Here is a 16,083-nt window from a genome sequence, read left to right as displayed (position 1 = left end):
CCGAGGGGCGAACCGGACCGTGTTCCAGTCGCCTCAGGCGGGATTCGACCCGTCGAAGCGCATGAAGGACCGGTGCGGCCCGGCGCCGAAGGCGATGACGTCGTAGCTGTCCGGCGCGGTCCCTGGCACCTCCATGCCCGGGGAACCGATCGGCATCTCCGGGACCGCCAGGCCCCGGACGCCGGCGGGCCGCTCGGTAAGCAGGCGGCGGATCGCGGCGGCCGGGACGTGGCCTTCCAGCACGAAGCCCTCGACCTCCCCAGCATGGCAGGACAGCAGGTCGGCTGGCGTGCCGAGCCGGCGCCGGACGGGCGCGACCGATCGCACGACCTGGTCGTCCACGGCGAAGCCCTCGGCGCGCAGATGCGTGACCCAGCCAGTGCAGCAGCCGCAGGAAGGGTCCCGCCAGACGGTGACGCGCGTGGATGCGGCGGCGTGCGTGGCCCTGGCGGTGGCAAGAAGCGCCACGGTCCCCAGCAGCAGGCGACGTTTGTTCATGTTGCGGTTTCTCCCTCTGTTGCCGTGGCAATTAGATTGCACTCGGCCGTCGAAGCAAATGGGCGTGGTGCCGCAGATCACCAGACGCGCCGCCGCGCCCATCGTGCGCAACGGCGCCGTTCGGGCGTCAGGGTCGGATGATGCGCGCGTAGTCGCCGCTGGTCCGCAGCGTCACGGTCAGATCGCGGTCGGAGCGGTTGCGCCAGAACCAGCCATGGGTGCCGTCGAAGCGGGCGATGAGTTCGCCCTGCTCGCCGGAGGAGCCGCGGCCGTTCCGATAGCTGTATGTCGAGTTTCGCCCGGCGGTGGGCGGCTCGCCATGCATGTCGTAATTGACCGGGCCGGTGGCGGTCCAATTGAAGTTGACCCGCGCACCACTGCGCATGTCGAGCTTTACCTCGATGCCCTGGTTCGGCCGGAGCGTGATGATGGTCTCGTCGGTTCGCGCGGCGACGGCCGGCAGCGCCGTCTGAGCGGCGGCCGGGCGGATGAACAGCCCTGCGAAGATCGCGCCAGGCAGGCTCGAACGCGGGCCTGGCGTTGCGGCCGGTGGCGCCCGATCGGCTGCAGCCTCGGCCGCCAACTGCATCTTCAACTCGCCCATCTCGGTCAGGCCGAGGGGACGGCCAACGCCGGTCGGGTCGATGCCGTACTCAGCGGGCAGGACCACGGTGATGAGGATGGCCACGGCGGCCGCGGCTGCGATAGCGGTGGAGCGAAGCAGCTGCTTTGAGGAAGGCAGTTCCGCGCGGGTCGGCAGGTCGGTGTTGTACATGTCAGGGATCCCTCAAGAGACGAACCAGCCGGTGAGCTGATAGCCGATCAGCACAAACCCGGCGGTCATCATGACGACGTTGGCGGTGTAGGCATGGCGCAGGAAACTCGGGCTGCGGCGCCAGAAGCCCATGGCGATGAGGATGACGGCGAGCGCCAGCAACTGCCCGACCTCGACGCCGACGTTGAATGCCAGCAGGTTCGGCAGCAGGCCATCGGGCGAGATGTTGTAGTCGAGGATCTTCGAGGACAGGCCGAAGCCGTGGCAGAAGCCGAAGACCAGCGTCGCCACCTTGGTGTTCGGCTGGTAGCCGAGCCAGCGCTGGAAGGCGCCGAGATTGTCGAGCGCCTTGTAGACGATCGAGAAGCCGATGATGGCATCGATGATGTAGCTGTTGATACCGATGCCAAAATACACGCCGGCCAGCATGGTCGTGGAGTGGCCTAGCGCGAAAAGGCTCACATAGATCGCGATGTGCTGCAGCCGGTACAGGAAGAAAATCACGCCGAACAGGAACAGGATGTGGTCGTAGCCGGTGACCATGTGCTTGGCGCCGAGATAGACGAAGGGCAGCAGCTGGATGCCCGATATTTCCTGGATGTAGCCCTTGTCGCCCTCGGCGACGGCATGGGCGAGCGCCTCGGTGGTGGCGCCCAGCAGGGTCAGGCCGAGGACGCACAGGCATAGCCATGGAATTCGCGACAGGCGCACGTCGCCCGCGATGATGGGATTCATGAGTGAGACCGCTCAGGTGAGAAAGGAAGGAACTGTCCGAAGACGGCGGCATGGGCAGCTCAGCCGAGCCCGCGGGGCGGCCGTTCCATCCTGCTGTTTGGCCCCGGCGCGAGGCCCTCCTGCCCCAGGATTGCGAGCCGGGCACGCGGCATCCATCGCGGCGCCAAGGAGGCCGGACGCACGGTTACCGCCTCATGCACATGGTCTGTGATCGCATGATCGACGGCATCGTGGGGTCCGGGCAGGTCCTGATCGTCCGTGGCGTGGATATGGTCGGCAGCACCGTGCATCGACACCGCGGCGAGGGGCGGCGCGAAGGTAACCACCAGCAGTGCCACGAGCAGCAGCCTGACGATGTGTCGAAACCCCCTCATGCCGCGCTGCTGCTCCAATCCGCCATCCCATGGTGACTAGCAGATTGACGGTATCCATACCAGGGGGATAGGACAGGCCCATGAGCGAACAGCATGTCCACGGATCCCACCCCGAGATCGCCAAACGGCTGAAGCGGGCCGAGGGTCATCTGCGCAGCGTGGTTGAGATGATCAACGCGGGGCGACCTTGCCTCGACATCGCTCAGCAACTGCATGCGGTTGAACGCGCGGTCAGCGAGGCCAAGCGCAGCTTGATCCGCGACCACCTTGACCACTGCCTGGATCACGCCGCGGAGGAGACCGGCGCCGAGCGGCGCGCCGCAATGGAGGCGTTCAAGCAGATCACGAAATACCTGTGATGCTCTTCCTATCAGGAGCGGCGAAATGCTGAGTCCGCTGGCCGACCGCACCTATCGCCACCTGTTCGGCGCGCAGATCCTGTCGCTGATCGGCACCGGCCTCATGACCGTGGCACTCGGCCTGCTCGCCTTCGACCTCGCCGGCGCCAATGCCGGCGCGGTCCTGGGCACGGCACTGGCGATCAAGATGGTGGCCTATGTCGGCATCGCGCCAGTCGCCGGCGCCTTCGTGCACCTGGTGCCGCGGCGCGCGCTGCTGGTGGCGCTCGACCTGCTGCGCGCCGCCGTCGCGCTGGCGCTGCCCTTCGTCACCGAGATCTGGCATGTCTATCTGCTGATCGGCCTGCTGCAGGCCTGCTCGGCCGCCTTCACGCCGACCTTCCAGGCCACCATCCCTGACGTGCTGCCGGATGAGGCGCAATACACCCGCGCTCTGTCGCTCTCTCGCCTCGCCTACGACATGGAGGCACTGACCAGCCCGATGCTGGCCGCGGCCCTGCTCTCCGTCATCGGCTTCCACTGGCTGTTCGCGGGCACGACGCTCGGCTTCATCGCCTCGGCGGCGCTGGTGGTCTCGGTGCTGCTCCCCTCGCCCAAGCCGCCTTCGACGCAGGAGAGCGCCTGGGGGCGCACGACGCGCGGCGCACGGCTCTATCTCGCCGCGCCGCGGCTGCGCGGGCTGCTGGCGCTGAACCTGGCGGTCGCCGCGGCCGGGGCGATGGTCATCGTCAACACGGTGGTGCTGATACAGGCGGGGCTCGGGCTGGGTGCAGGGCAATTGGCATGGACGCTGGCGGCCTATGGCTTCGGCTCGATGGTCGCCGCACTCGCGTTGCCGCGTGTGCTGGATCGGGTCGGCGACCGCCCGGTGATGCTGGCGGGCGCCGTGATCCTGGTGGCAGGCCTGCTCGCGGGGCCGCTGACGCTGCAACACTGGGGGCTCGTGCTGGCGCTCTGGGCGCTGCTTGGCCTCGGCAATGGGCTGGTGCTGACGCCCTCGGGGCGACTGCTACGGCGGTCTTCTGACGCGGGCGACCGTCCCGCGCTGTTCGCGGCGCAATTCGCGCTCAGCCACGCCTGCTGGCTGCTCGCCTATCCGCTGGCGGGGTGGCTGGGGGCAGCGGCGGGGCTGGCGCCGACCTTCCTGCTATTGGCGGCGCTGGCGGCTACCGGCACATGGCTCGCCATCCGGCTGTGGCCGGCGGAGGCCGAGCGCGCCGCGCCGCACGACCACCACGGCCTGCCGGCGGACCACCCGCATTTGAACGGCGCGCAGCCCCTGCCGGACGGCGGCTTTCGCCACGTCCATGCCCCGGTCGCCGATACACTGCACGCGATGCGCGGCGGCTGAAGCGCCCATCATCGCCGTGCCCGACCTTGCCGCCTATGCGGGCCTGTTCGCCATCGCCTTCGCCGCCGCGACACTGATCCCGGCGCAGTCCGAGATCGCGCTGGCCAGCCTGCTTGTCGCCGGGCAGCAGCCCGTGGTCCTGCTGCTGGCGGTGGCGAGCCTCGGCAACATCGCCGGCTCGGCGCTGAACTGGGGCCTCGGGCGCGGCGTGGCCCGCTTCCGGGACCGGCGCTGGTTTCCCGTATCGGTGCAGGCGCTGGCCCGTGCCGAGGGATGGTACCGACGCTGGGGACGGTGGTCGCTGCTGCTCAGCTGGGCGCCGGTCATCGGCGATCCGCTGACGGTCGCCGCCGGCGTGCTGAAGGAACCCTTCCTGCCGTTCCTGGCGCTCGTCGCGCTGGCCAAGGTCGGGCGCTACGTTGTTGTCGCGGCGGTCGCGCTCGGCCTGGCGTAGCTCCTTCGTCAGTCCCCAAAGGCGGCGTCGAACAGCAGCTTCATGTTCAGCCCGACGATCACCGCCGCGGTCGCCCAGCCCAGGGCCAACTGCCAGGCGGGTGCGGTGAAGACCCCCATCCGCTTGCGGTCCTGCGCGAACAGCATCAGCGGGATCACCGCGAAGGGCAGTTGGATCGACAGGATCACCTGGCTCAGGATCAGCAATTGCGCGGTACCCGACGCGCCATACATCCAGGTCACGATCACCGCCGGGATGATGGCGATCAGCCGCGTGACCAGCCGCCGCAGCACCGGCGGCAGCCGGAACCGCAGGAAGCCCTCCATCACCACCTGGCCCGCCAATGTCGCGGTGACTGTGGCGTTCAGCCCGCACAGCAGCAGCGCCACGCCGAACGCCGTCGCGGCGATGCCCGCGCCCAGCAGCGGCGTCAGCAGCTGGTAGGCTTCGCCGATCTCGGCCACCTCGGTATTGCCGCTGGCGTGGAAGGTGGCGGCCGCGGTGATCAGGATGGCGGAATTGATCAGCAGCGCGAGCGTCAGCGCCAGCGAGCTGTCGATGGTGGCGAACTTGATCGCCTCGCGCTTGCCCGCTTCGTCGAGGTTCCAGGACCGCGACTGCACCACGGCGGTATGCAGGTACAGGTTGTGCGGCATCACGGTGGCGCCGAGGATGCCCATGGCAATGTAGAGCTGTGTCTGGTTGGTTACGATCGATACGGCCGGAATGTAGCCGTTCAGCACGGCGGCCCAATCCGGGTCCGACAGCACGATCTGGATACCGAAGCAGCCCACGATCAGCACGATGAAGCCGAAGATCAGCGCCTCCAGCCAGCGCACGCCCTTGTTCTGCAGCCACAGGATCAGGAAGGCGTCGAGCGCGGTCAGGAACACGCCATACAGCAGCGGAATGCCGAATAGCAGCTCGAGCGCGATGGCGGTGCCGATCAGCTCGGCCAGGTCGGTGGCGCAGATGGCGATCTCGGCGAACAGCCACAGTGGATAGGCAACGACCTTAGGGAAACGCTCCCGGCACAACTGGGCCAGGTCGCGTCCGGTCGAGACGCCGATGCGCACGCACAGCGCCTGCAGCAGGATCGCCATCAACGAGGAGGTGAGTGCGACCGCCAGCAGCGTGTATCCGAAGGCCGAGCCGCCGGCGAGCGAAGTCGCCCAGTTGCCGGGGTCCATGTAGCCGACCGCGACGAGGTAGCCAGGCCCCATGAAGGCGAACAGCTTGCGTAGGAAGCCGCCGGCGTTCGGCACGGCGACGCTGCGATGAACCTCCGGCAGGCTGGGCGGGCCGGATACGGTCGTCGCGGCGGCGGCGTCATCGGGAGGCGGTGTCATGTCGCGGCTCCGAAGTTCAGCCTAGGCTAAGTTATGCCAACGCGACTATCAAGTGTGTCCGCTTCCATCGCCATATCCGAGTCATGACACGCAGCCCTGCCAGGCGATCCCTTCCACCGGCCGATGACCACGCCGTGCGGTTCGCGCGCCAGCGTGAGGCCGACCGCACGGCGACCGCCGAGGACTACGTCGAGCTCATCGCCGACCTGCTGCGCGAGGAAGGCGAAGCGCGGGCGGTCGAGCTCGCCCGGCGGATGGGTGTATCGCAGGCGACGGTAACGGCCACGGTCGGACGCCTGCAGCGCGACGGGCTGGTCGAGACGAAGCCCTATCGGGGCCTGTTCCTCACCGACGCCGGCCGGGCGATGGCCGAGGCTGCCAAGGCGCGGCACGACCTCGTGGTACGCTTCCTGATCGCGGTCGGGCTTGACGCGGAAACCGCCGAGCAAGACGCAGAGGGGTTGGAGCACCACGCGAGCGAAAAGGCGCTCGTGGCCTTTGCAAGGTTTGTCGCGAAGGCGGAGACGGATCGCGCATGACCGACTCCTACTCGATCGGCGACCTCGCTCGCGCGACAGGCGTCAAGCCGACGACAATCCGATGGTATGAGCAGGAGGGCTGGATGCCCCCTCCCGCGCGCACCGAAGGTGGGCATCGGGTCTATGGTGTGGCGCATCTCCGACGCCTGGGCTTCATCCGCCATGCGCGCGAACTGGGGTTTGAGAGCGAGGCAATCCGAGCGCTGCTCGACCTGGCCGATCATCCGGAAGCCGATTGCGGCGCCGCGCACACGCTGGCAACGGCGCAGATCAGCGAGATCGATGCGCGGCTGCGGCGCCTCTCGGCACTGCGCGCCGAATTGCAGCGGATGGCGACCAGCTGCGAGGGCGGCGTGGTCGGCGACTGCAGGATCATCGAGACCCTCGCCGATTTCGCGCATGGGCACTGCGCGGATCCGATCCATCGGGAGCGCGGATGATCACGCCCGGAGGCACCTGAGCGCCGCGCATTGCCGTCACCCAGGCGCGCGCGCCCTTCGAAGCTGCAACAGTGCTACAGCTCGGGAATCCTTTGTCACGGGACTGTTGTTAGCCGGAAAACTCCGAGCGGCATGTTCACCTCGTCGGCCAAGCAACGGTCGAAAAGGAGAATGCATCCATGCACACCCAGATCCGCAATCCGCGCGTCGTTCTCTTCGCCGCGACCGCGCTGGTCATCCTCGGCACGATCGCCACTGCGGCCAAGGCGGATGGCCAGCCCGTGGTGTCGCTCGAGCCCATGATGCTTGGCCGCACCGGCTTCATGATCTATTCTGATCGCGCATCACCGCTATCGTCCCTGCCGGTCCGCCGCGTCATCACGAACGGCGACAATGTCGAGATCGAGTACGACACGTCCGCGCCGCCGCGCATGGTCGTGTCCCGCCCGGTCGCGCGCATCGTGGGCAGCGGCGAGAATCTCAGCGTCGAGTACGACGACCAGCAGGCCTCGAACATGCCGCATGCGATGCCGAATGTCGGCGGCGGCCACAACGCAGGCCTGTGGAACCTGCGCTCGCTGCCGCCGTCGCTGCGATAAAGCAGGCAAGCCCGGGCCGCGATGGCCCGGGCTTTGTGGCAGCCTTGCCGGTAACGGTTTGAAGCCCCTGGTCATCGCCGCGAAGCAACACTCTTCAGCATGCCGCTGAAGAGTACTGTTGCGTTCCTGACAGCGCTCTTGGCGACGCAGGAGCCACTCATATCAACGGTTGAATTCTTCGACCGGTTGGTATCCGCCTTTGCCGACCCTCAGACGCCGGGCGGAAACCTCCGGCTTCCTTGGCTTCGCCGGTCTCCCGGCGGCGCCCGTTCGGGCGCTCGGCACGAGTCAAGCGCTCGTGCCGTGGGTATCAGCCCGCCACGACGAATTCCGTCATCATGCCCGTCGCGAGATGCGGCATGTGGTGGCAATGGAACATCCAGCGACCAGGCGTTGCGAACTCGAAGGCCAGCGTAACGCGCTCCATCGGCGGCACCTGGACGGTGTCGCGCCTCGCGCCGACGAAACGCTGCGATCCCCATCCCACGACCTGAAACACTGTCCCGTGGATATGCATCGGATGCGCCATCATCGATACGTTCGTCATCGTCAGCTCAACGCGTTCGCCACGGCGGGCTTCGAGCACCCTGTGCCGACCCCAGGGGCGATCATCGATGGACCAGACATAGGGCGTCATTCCGCCGTTGAGCGTGACCGCCAGATTCCGATCAGCGCGACGCGCGGGCACCGGGCTCGCCGAATGCAGCCGCAGCTCCTGCCGTCCGTCGAAGCCAGGCGCGGCGCTCTCCGCCTCCGGGGCGATGCGCGCGACCGGAGCATTGGGCGTGGCCAGGATGATTCCGGTCCGCTCACGCGCGCCTTCCCGCAGCGCGAGGATCGGAAAGGTGCCGCCTTCACCTGGTAGCTCGAGAAGGAGATCGGCGCGCTGGCCCATCGCAAGCGCGAAGCGAGTTGTGCGAAGTGGATCGACCGGATGCCCGTCGACCGCGACCACAGACGCCTCGAGGCGCCCCGTATCGATCCAGAACACCGTCGCCGCCGCGCCGTTGATGACGCGCAGCAGAACGCGGCCGCCGCGCTCGACCCGGACCACCTCCGGATCGCCCAGCGTCCGGTCGTTGGCGAGGTAGGCGTCGAAGTCGATGTCATTGATGTCCGCCGCGCCCATCGGCATGCCGCCGTGCGGCGCTGCGGCAGGCGACATCCCGCCATGCGGATTGCCCGCCGCGGCATGCGGCGCGCCACCGCCCGCCCCGAGCCGGGCGAGGATCTCGCCGAGCGGCGTAAACGAATAGTCGTGCAGCATCATCACGACCTCCTGCCGATCCGCCCGGGCATCCTCCGCGCTGCGTACGATGTGCGGCGCCGCGAGAAGGCGCATCTCCTGGTCGGGCACATGGGCATGCATCCAGTGGGTGCCGGCATTGGGCACGAAGTCGAAGGCACGGTCGGCGCCGGCTGCGATCAACGGCAGCGGCGTATCGGGCACACCGTCCTGCGCGAAGGGCGGGGTCTGGCCATGCCAGTGGATGATGGTCCGCTCCGGCAGCCGGTTTTCCAGGCGCACGCGGAACCGCTCGCCGGGTTGTTGCACCAGTCCGTGACCGCCATCCGGGCGCAGAAGGCCCAGGACCGTCGCCGCGCGACCGTCGATGTCGAGCGTGCGTGACGTGGCACGGATCACCGTGGGCTCGGTGGCTGCTTTTGCCGGCTGACGGGCCGCACTCCAGATCGACAGGGGAAGTGCTGTGCCGCCTGCCATCAGGACACGGCGTAAAAGGTTCATGGTTTTCGCTCCAATCAACAATCGCGGAAGTCTGCCCACCGTGAGACGACCCGGAATTGAACGGAGCGCTACAAAGTGTTTCCGCCTGATCACTCATCCGGCGGTTGGTATTCCCGAGACATCCCGCTCCTGGATGGTCGGGCCGGAGCCGCCCGGTCCATTCCGCTGGAACCCGCCGTAGAGCGCCCGAAAAAGGAACTCATGCCACGTGTCGCGCATCTCCCTCGTGGCGCGCAGGGCCTGAGTTACCGCGCCGAGCGCGTCGCGTTCGGCAAGTCGCAGGGTTGGGAATTTGTCGTTCCCGCCCGGGGCCCTTGCGGCGCGCACCGCATCTGCCATGACCGCGACGCCGCCCATCCAAGGTGCGAAGCGTTCCGAGAGGAGATAACGGCTGACGCGCATCGGATGCATCCAGCGCGCCATCGCGGCTGCCGCGGGGTTCGCCGCGGCGCGGATCCATGGCGAGACAAGGGCGCCATAGACTGCATCGTTCCATTTCGAGACCTCGCCGACGCGGTCGAAGGCGGCGGACGGAGGGGCGAAGTGGAGGTCCTCGACCCGGCGTTCGACAAACCCGACGCTGTACTGCGGTTTCCGGCATTCCGGATCGCCGGTCGGATTGTCGATCGTCATCTCGTAGAGACCGGGCGCAAGCAGAGAGACATCGTCGAGCGCCTCCAGGATGGCGCGATGCTCGAAGCGGGCGACCGAAGCCGAGACGAAGATCCCGAGGTGACCCACCTTCGGGTTGAGCAGATACACGATGCGCTGTCCCGCCTGCTTCAGCGCGTCGGTATCGCGGTACACCCGCGCGATCCAGCCGAGGGCCTGGTGCGGCGGCGTGATGTTGTCGCCCTGCGATGCGAAAATCACCAGCGGGCTGCGCAGCTCCCGCAGATCGATCCGCGTGCCGTCGCCAAGGTCGAGCACGCCGCGTTCGAGCTCGTTGCCGATGAAAAGGTGCCGGACGATGGTGGTGATCTCATCGCGACTCAGGGCGTAGAATGTGTTCCACCAGCGCTCGAAGGCGAGGAAACGGGCACGCTCTCCTTCCGGGTCGAGGAACAGCGGAAGGTACTTCTCCCACAAGGCGTTCTCGGGCTTCAGGCCCTCGAAGTTCTGCACGAGCCAAGCGCCATCGAACTGGCCATCGCCGAGATCGGCGAGCAGCCGTACCGGCCAGACGCCGCCGGACAGTCCGCCCGCCAGCCGCATCGGGTTCACGCCCGGCTCCCCCGACCAGTACGACAGCGGCGATCCGTTCAGCACGACGGGGCCGAGCGATCCCTCGCAGTGCAACGCCAACAGGATAGCCGCCCATCCACCCTGGCAGTTCCCGTAGAGAATCGGTGACCTGCCCTCGTGCCGCGCGGCGACGGCATCCACGAAGCGCCGCAGCGCGTGCAGCACGTCGATCAGCGTCTGCCCGGGGCACGGTGCGGGAAAGAACGTCACGAAGTAGACGGGGTATCCCTCGTGCAGCGCGATGCCGAGTTCGGACTCGCGTCGGGTTCCACCGATCCCCGGTCCGTGCCCGGCGCGAGGGTCGATGACAATCAGGGGCGGCTTCGCCGGGTCGAGACAATGGTCAGCCTCGTCCTCCCCATACGCCGTGATGCGCAGGAGCGCGTAGTTCGCCGGGCGCGGAAAACGTCGCGCATCGAGCAGCGTTTCGTGCCGGAACGCGAGGATATCCGGCGCGCCTGCGCTGTACTGGCTCAGGATGTCGTTGGCGCGTTCGCGCTGCACGTCCCAGAAGAGAATTGCGCGCTGCCACGCTTCGATCATGTATCCGGCAGCATCGGACATGTCGGGCAGGACCGCAGGCGTTGCGGGATCGGTCGGTGTGGCGCTGCCGAGGTCTGCCATCGTCCTGCCTTCCATGTGGCGAGGGCCGGCGGGGTGGGTGTCCCCGCCGGCGGTCCCTCACCGGCCGGTGCCACTCGAGGCGCCGGCGATCATGCCGGCGCCGCTGCCAGGAATGACGAGCCACGCCAACGCGTCCACGGTCCGCCGCTGGGCGTCGTCGAGCGTCGGCAGGAGCGCGGCGGCCGCCTCGCGGCAGGTCCGCGCAGGAGTTCCGGCGCGGGATTTGCGGACCCGATCGAGGTCCGATCGCGGCGCGCGACCGCTCCGCGATGCAGGTGCGGGTCACGGCTTGGCGGCCTGCTCGCGCAGCGCACGCCGCGCACCTGCTAGTGCAAGCGGCGGCAACACTGCCCATTGCAGCAGCGGGCCGGCCCCGGTTCCGAGAATAGGCAGGACCGGCATTGCGCCGGCGTAGGCCCAACTGCGTCGGATCTCGACGTTCAGCCATTCGCTGTACACCGTATAGGCGAGACCGATCACGACCGTGGCGGCGAGCACCCGTCCGAAGGCCCGCTCGGGCCACTTCGGCGCGCCGACGATCACCAAGGCCCAGGACAATGCGGCGAGCGCGATCAGCGCATCGCCGGCGGTGCAGTGCAGGATGGCGAAGGCGATCTCCCACGCCGTGCCATCGCGCCCGAGCGTGTAGAGCGGCAGCTGCAAGATCTCCCATGCGAACATCGCCGGGACGAGCCGGATCATGGTGCCGCGCATCGCCGGCAGCCAGTTCGCCGGATGGCGCGTGACGTGGCCCGTCGGCATCGGGGGGGGCGCCTTCGATCATCCTGCAGCCGTGTCGCTGCGCGCGACGTCGGCGCGAAGCGCCGCGAGCCGGCGTTCGCCCTGGCGTCCCAGCAGTCGCGCATTGACCGCGACGACGACGGTCGAGAGCGACATCAGCGCCGCGCCGACTGCCGGCGTCAGCAGGATCCCCCACGGCACGCCGACGCCAGCGGCCAGCGGGATCGCCACGACGTTGTAGCCGGTCGCCCAGGCCAGATTCTGCGCCATGCGGGCATAGGTCGCACGGGCGAGCGCGAGGATCGCGACGACATCGCGCGGGTCGTTGCGCACCAGAACGATGTCGGCGGCCTCGGCCGCGACGTCCGTCCCCGCGCCGATCGCGATGCCGAGGTCGGATTGGGCGAGTGCTGGCGCGTCGTTCACGCCGTCCCCCACCATCGCGACGGTCAGGCCGCGCGCCTGTATGGACTGCACCACCTCGGATTTCTGGTGCGGCAGCACCTCGGCGCGCACCTCGTCGAGGCCGAGTTCGCGGCCGACCTGCTCGGCGACCGGCCTCGCGTCGCCCGTCAGCATCATGCAGCGCAGGCCGAGCGCGCGGAGCTGGCGGACGGCTTCCCGACTTTCAGGACGAACGACATCCGCCAGCGCAACCGCGCCGGCCAGCGCCCCGTCAGCCGTGACGAACACGACCGTCCGCCCGGCCGCCTGTTCCTCGGCGACGCGCGCATCTGTCACCTCGACGTCGCGGCGGCGAAGCGTGCCGGGGCTGACCACCTCGACCGCGACCCCCTCGATCGTCGCGCGCGCGCCTTCGCCGGGCAGGTTGCGAAATTCGGTCGCCGCCGGCGGCACGATACCACGCGCCTCCGCACCGCGCAGGACTCCCTTGGCGATCGGATGCTCGGAGGAGGATTCGAGACCGGCGGCCAGACGCAGCACCGCGGCCTCGTCGAAGCCGACGCCGAGCGGGACCACGGCAGCGACGCCGAAGCGACCTTCGGTCAGCGTCCCGGTCTTGTCGAAGACGACGACCTGGAGCGCGCGCGCCCGTTCGAAGGCTGCGCGATCGCGGATCAGCAGGCCGTTGCGGGCGGTGAGCTCGGTGCTGACAGCCACCACCAGGGGCACGGCGAGGCCGAGCGCATGGGGGCAGGAAATGACCATGACGGTCACCATCCGCTCCAGCGCGAAGGCCAGCGGCGCGTCCAGGAGCAGCCAGACGCCGAATGTCCCGCCACCGACCCCGATCGCGACCCAGGTGAGCACGGCGGCGGCGCGATTGGCGAGATCCTGCGTGCGCGACCGCGTGGCCTGGGCTTGTTCCACGAGGCGGATCACCTGCGCGAGATAGGTCTCGCCGCCGGTGCGTTCGATCCGCACGGTCAGCGCGCCTTCCCCATTGACCGCGCCGCCGACGACGCGGGCGCCGACGGCCTTGTCCACCGGGCGGGATTCGCCGGTGAGCATACTCTCGTCCATGGACGAGCGGCCCTCGGTGACGATGCCATCCGTCGGCACCTTCGCGCCCGGGCGCACGAGCACGAGGTCGCCGGGCCGCAGCGCGGCGATCGGCACCTCCTCCTGCGCGCTGCCCTCGCCGAGCCGGGTCGCCGTTGCCGGCATCAGGCGCACAAGGGCCTGGAGGGCGCCCGAAGCGCCGAGCACGGACTTGGCCTCAAGCCAATGGCCGAGCAGCATGACCAGGATGAGGGTCGCAGTTTCCCAGAAGAACACGTCGCCCGGCAGCCCGGCGAGCACGGCAAGCGAATAGACGTAGGCGGAGACGATCGCGAGGCTGACCAGCGTCATCATACCGGGCTTGCCGCGCCGCAATTCCCCCGACAGTCCAGCGAGGAACGGCCAGCCGCCGTAGAAGAAGATCACGCTCGCGAGCGCGGCCTCGACGAACGCGCTGCCGGGGAAGGCCAGGACGCCGGGCAGGCCCACCAGCATCTGGATGTGCCGCGAGAGCACCACGACGGCAATGGTCAGCGGGAGGCATATCCAGAAGCGCCGGCGGAAATCGGCGACCATCGCGCCGTGGTCGTGACCTGCCTCGCCATGGCCGGTGTGCGGTGCGCCGTCGCTCGCGGGCGCAGTATGTTGGTGATGGCGATGTGCGGCGTGTTCGGTCATGTCGGACTACCCTGCGGTCGTTTTCGTGGGGCGAAGGGTCACGGCGAGATCGCCGGTCCGCGAGACGAGCTGCTGAGTCTTGGGATCCAGGCGGGGACGCGCTTCGCCCAGGCGGCATGCTCGGCGCGGAACTGCGCCGCCGCGGCGGCCTCCTCGCGTGCCGCGAGGCGGAAGTAAATCACGAGCAGAACCGGATACATCGCCATCGTGACGAGGGTCGGCCACTGGAGAAGGAAGCCGGTCATGATCAGGATGAAGCCCGCGTATTGCGGATGCGGGATGCGCGCATATGGGCCGCTGGTTGCAAGCGTGCCGCGCCGCACGGCCCGGTAGAGCACCGGCCAGGCCGCCGCGATCAGCCAGAACCCCACAAGAATGAAGACCGTGCTGAGCAGGTTGAATGGTCCGAAATGCGGGTTGATGCCCGGCCTGGCAACCATCTCGAGCAGGTGGCCGCTGTCGTGGCTGAACCAGTTCACTCCGGGCCAGCGCGTCTGAAGCCAGCCGGCGAAGAGATAGATGGTCAGGGGGAACCCATACATCTCGGCAAAGAGTGCCACGATGAACGCCGAGAAAGCGCCGAAGCTGCGCCAGTCGCGCCCGTTGAGCGGACGGGCGAAGCTGTACGCGAAGCCAATGAAGAGCGCGGCATTTCCAGCGGCGAGCAACCAGAAGCCGTAACCGGCGGTCGGACTCATGGCTGCTTGCCCGCATCGCTGCCGTGACCACCGTGCCCGCCATGCATGAAGATGTGCATGAGGGGGCAAAGAAGGATCAGCCCCAAGGGCAGCCACTGGAAGACGTGCGCCGTGTGGCTGAAGAGAAGGTAGCCGGCGACCGCGACCGCGAAGACGATGAAGGTGAGACCGGTGCGGCTGCGCCAGAAGCCTGCTCTCGTCACCTGGCCCGCCGGTTCGTGCGAATGCTGGGACATGCTTCTCACTCCTGGCGTCCACCGGGCGCCCGACCGTCGGACGCGATGCTTGCATTGGCCTTGCGTGAAGGGCCGCGTGATGGGTGCGCGTCCGCGGCTTGCTCAGCCCTCTCATGCGTGGAGGGTGACTGGGGTTCGGACAGGAAAGCGGTACTGGCGGTCCGTGGATGCGGCAGTCCCGTCAACGCGGCCCTGAACCGCGTGGTCGCGACTTCGAGCATGGCAAGGCAGCAATCCATCTGAATGACGACGGCCGAGAACGGGTCTCGGGCCTCCGCGAGCTGACGACCATGCGCAGCCAATCGGTCTATTGCGTCCTGGGCGGCGCCCGCCTGAGCAGTAGCAAATGCGCCGGTGATCCCCTGGACGAGAGCGGCGAGGTCCATGGTGAGCACGAGCGGATCGAGACCTCGGGGATCGCCCGGCTGTCCTGTTGCCTCTGCTTCGCGATGCATCGCATGCACTCCCTTTCCATTGCGTGGCCGGCTGAGACATCGCAGGGCCACATTGGAACAGACGGTGCCGTGGGCGATTCCTTACACGCCGTGCGCGGCAGGCGATGGGCAGGCTGATGGGTCGAAACTTCCGCCCTCGGAACACGCGTCGCAATGCGCCAGGAACGCAGTCCGCAACGCTGCCCGCGCACGATGCAGGCGCACGTCGAGCGCATTGCGCGTCAGGCCAAGGCGCTCGGCGTGCTGTGCGCGATCACCTCCCCCGAGATCGATCACTTGCAGTAGATCACGCTCCCCTTGCCGCAACTGCGCCACGACATCCGGGAGGCAGTCGCAGGGCTCGCTGTGACGAGACGACATCGGGTGCGGCAGCGTGTACTCTTCGCGACGCTCCAGGGTCTGGGGATCATCGGATCGGACCCTGCGGCGTTCGGCTCGTGCCGATCGCCAGTGATCCGCGACGGTGGTGCGCAGCACAATCGCAAGCCAACCGCGCACCGCCGCCGCGTCACGCACTTCTGGCGCACGCGTGAGTGCGCGCAGGCAGAATGCGGCCAGGATCTCGCCGGCGGCCTGCACATCACTTTGGCAACGACGCAATACCCACCGGCGGATCGCCTCGAAGTCGGCAACGAGAGTGTCGTGGACCGCCGTTTCTACCCGACGCTTGGGGGCTGGATCAGCGGGCCGGTCTTCGAGGCGTTGCATGACCGCGTCTGCCG

Annotated in this window: 19 protein-coding genes; 7 read left to right on the top strand and 12 right to left on the bottom strand. The window is 68.2% G+C overall.

The window, feature by feature from the left end; genetic code table 11:
- Positions 1–33 precede the first annotated feature (33 nt).
- The 3 genes from MWM08_RS07955 to MWM08_RS07945 form a co-directional block, all read right to left on the bottom strand.
- Positions 34–498, bottom strand: a complete 465-nt coding sequence (locus MWM08_RS07955; RefSeq protein ID WP_244458916.1) for a DUF411 domain-containing protein — start codon at positions 496–498, stop codon at positions 34–36.
- A gap of 127 nt (positions 499–625) precedes the next feature.
- A complete protein-coding gene (locus tag MWM08_RS07950) occupies positions 626–1,273 on the bottom strand; it encodes a transmembrane anchor protein (RefSeq protein WP_244458915.1) in 648 nt (215 codons plus the stop codon).
- A 12-nt stretch (positions 1,274–1,285) separates the two neighbouring features.
- Positions 1,286–2,008 carry a HupE/UreJ family protein gene (locus MWM08_RS07945; RefSeq protein WP_244458914.1) on the bottom strand — a complete coding sequence of 241 codons (723 nt, stop codon included), beginning with the start codon at positions 2,006–2,008 and terminating at the stop codon, positions 1,286–1,288.
- Positions 2,009–2,223: 215 nt separating this feature from the next.
- Between MWM08_RS07945 and MWM08_RS07940 the strand changes: the two genes are divergently transcribed.
- From MWM08_RS07940 to MWM08_RS07925, 4 genes are read left to right on the top strand one after another with little or no spacing between them, the layout of a single operon-like run.
- Positions 2,224–2,418, top strand: a complete 195-nt coding sequence (locus MWM08_RS07940) for a hypothetical protein (RefSeq protein ID WP_244458913.1) — start codon at positions 2,224–2,226, stop codon at positions 2,416–2,418.
- A 44-nt stretch (positions 2,419–2,462) separates the two neighbouring features.
- Positions 2,463–2,741 carry a metal-sensing transcriptional repressor gene (locus tag MWM08_RS07935; protein WP_137127578.1) on the top strand — a complete coding sequence of 93 codons (279 nt, stop codon included), beginning with the start codon at positions 2,463–2,465 and terminating at the stop codon, positions 2,739–2,741.
- A 25-nt stretch (positions 2,742–2,766) separates the two neighbouring features.
- A complete protein-coding gene (locus MWM08_RS07930; RefSeq protein ID WP_244458912.1) occupies positions 2,767–4,092 on the top strand; it encodes an MFS transporter in 1,326 nt (441 codons plus the stop codon).
- Positions 4,093–4,108: 16 nt separating this feature from the next.
- The gene (locus tag MWM08_RS07925; protein WP_244458911.1) at positions 4,109–4,546 is read left to right on the top strand and encodes a YqaA family protein; all 438 of its coding nucleotides are present in this window, start codon (positions 4,109–4,111) and stop codon (positions 4,544–4,546) included.
- 8 nt (positions 4,547–4,554) lie between these two features.
- On the opposite strand, the gene MWM08_RS07920 is transcribed toward MWM08_RS07925, so the two are convergent.
- Positions 4,555–5,895, bottom strand: a complete 1,341-nt coding sequence (locus MWM08_RS07920) for an Nramp family divalent metal transporter (protein WP_244458910.1) — start codon at positions 5,893–5,895, stop codon at positions 4,555–4,557.
- An 83-nt stretch (positions 5,896–5,978) separates the two neighbouring features.
- On the opposite strand from MWM08_RS07920, the gene mntR reads away from it, so the two are divergent.
- The 3 genes from mntR to MWM08_RS07905 all read left to right on the top strand — a co-directional run bounded on the left by mntR (position 5,979) and on the right by MWM08_RS07905 (position 7,473).
- Positions 5,979–6,434, top strand: coding sequence for a manganese-binding transcriptional regulator MntR (gene mntR / locus MWM08_RS07915; RefSeq protein ID WP_255751393.1), 456 nt, complete (start codon positions 5,979–5,981; stop codon positions 6,432–6,434).
- On the top strand, positions 6,431–6,874 hold the full coding sequence (locus MWM08_RS07910; RefSeq protein WP_244458908.1) for a MerR family transcriptional regulator: 444 nt from the start codon (positions 6,431–6,433) through the stop codon (positions 6,872–6,874). The genes mntR and MWM08_RS07910 overlap by 4 nt, the downstream gene beginning before the upstream one ends.
- Positions 6,875–7,053: 179 nt before the next feature.
- Entirely contained in the window at positions 7,054–7,473 is a 420-nt protein-coding gene (locus MWM08_RS07905; RefSeq protein WP_244458907.1) for a hypothetical protein, read from the top strand.
- Between the two features lie 310 nt (positions 7,474–7,783).
- On the opposite strand, the gene MWM08_RS07900 is transcribed toward MWM08_RS07905, so the two are convergent.
- From MWM08_RS07900 to MWM08_RS07865, 8 genes are all read right to left on the bottom strand, one after another.
- Entirely contained in the window at positions 7,784–9,220 is a 1,437-nt protein-coding gene (locus MWM08_RS07900) for a multicopper oxidase family protein (protein ID WP_244458906.1), read from the bottom strand.
- A 93-nt stretch (positions 9,221–9,313) separates the two neighbouring features.
- Positions 9,314–11,089 carry a DUF3141 domain-containing protein gene (locus MWM08_RS07895; protein ID WP_244458905.1) on the bottom strand — a complete coding sequence of 592 codons (1,776 nt, stop codon included), beginning with the start codon at positions 11,087–11,089 and terminating at the stop codon, positions 9,314–9,316.
- A gap of 282 nt (positions 11,090–11,371) precedes the next feature.
- Positions 11,372–11,851: a hypothetical protein gene (locus MWM08_RS07890; protein ID WP_244458904.1), complete on the bottom strand. Its 480-nt coding sequence runs from the start codon at positions 11,849–11,851 to the stop codon at positions 11,372–11,374.
- Positions 11,852–11,869: 18 nt separating this feature from the next.
- Positions 11,870–13,972, bottom strand: a complete 2,103-nt coding sequence (locus tag MWM08_RS07885) for a heavy metal translocating P-type ATPase (RefSeq protein ID WP_244458903.1) — start codon at positions 13,970–13,972, stop codon at positions 11,870–11,872.
- A gap of 38 nt (positions 13,973–14,010) precedes the next feature.
- Positions 14,011–14,670, bottom strand: a complete 660-nt coding sequence (locus MWM08_RS07880; protein WP_244458902.1) for a methyltransferase family protein — start codon at positions 14,668–14,670, stop codon at positions 14,011–14,013.
- Positions 14,667–14,906 carry a DUF2933 domain-containing protein gene (locus tag MWM08_RS07875; protein WP_244458901.1) on the bottom strand — a complete coding sequence of 80 codons (240 nt, stop codon included), beginning with the start codon at positions 14,904–14,906 and terminating at the stop codon, positions 14,667–14,669. Before MWM08_RS07875 ends, MWM08_RS07880 begins: the two co-directional genes overlap by 4 nt.
- 5 nt (positions 14,907–14,911) lie before the next feature.
- Positions 14,912–15,361 (bottom strand): hypothetical protein, encoded by a 450-nt coding sequence (locus MWM08_RS07870; RefSeq protein ID WP_244458900.1) that lies wholly within the window; start codon positions 15,359–15,361, stop codon positions 14,912–14,914.
- An 81-nt stretch (positions 15,362–15,442) separates the two neighbouring features.
- A complete protein-coding gene (locus MWM08_RS07865; RefSeq protein WP_244458899.1) occupies positions 15,443–16,069 on the bottom strand; it encodes an RNA polymerase sigma factor in 627 nt (208 codons plus the stop codon).
- Positions 16,070–16,083 lie beyond the last annotated feature (14 nt).

The organism is Roseomonas fluvialis (assembly GCF_022846615.1).
Classification (GTDB): Bacteria; Pseudomonadota; Alphaproteobacteria; order Acetobacterales; family Acetobacteraceae; genus Neoroseomonas; species Neoroseomonas fluvialis.
Note: the sequence above shows the minus strand (reverse complement) of the source record. Positions and strands in the feature narration are given on the sequence as shown.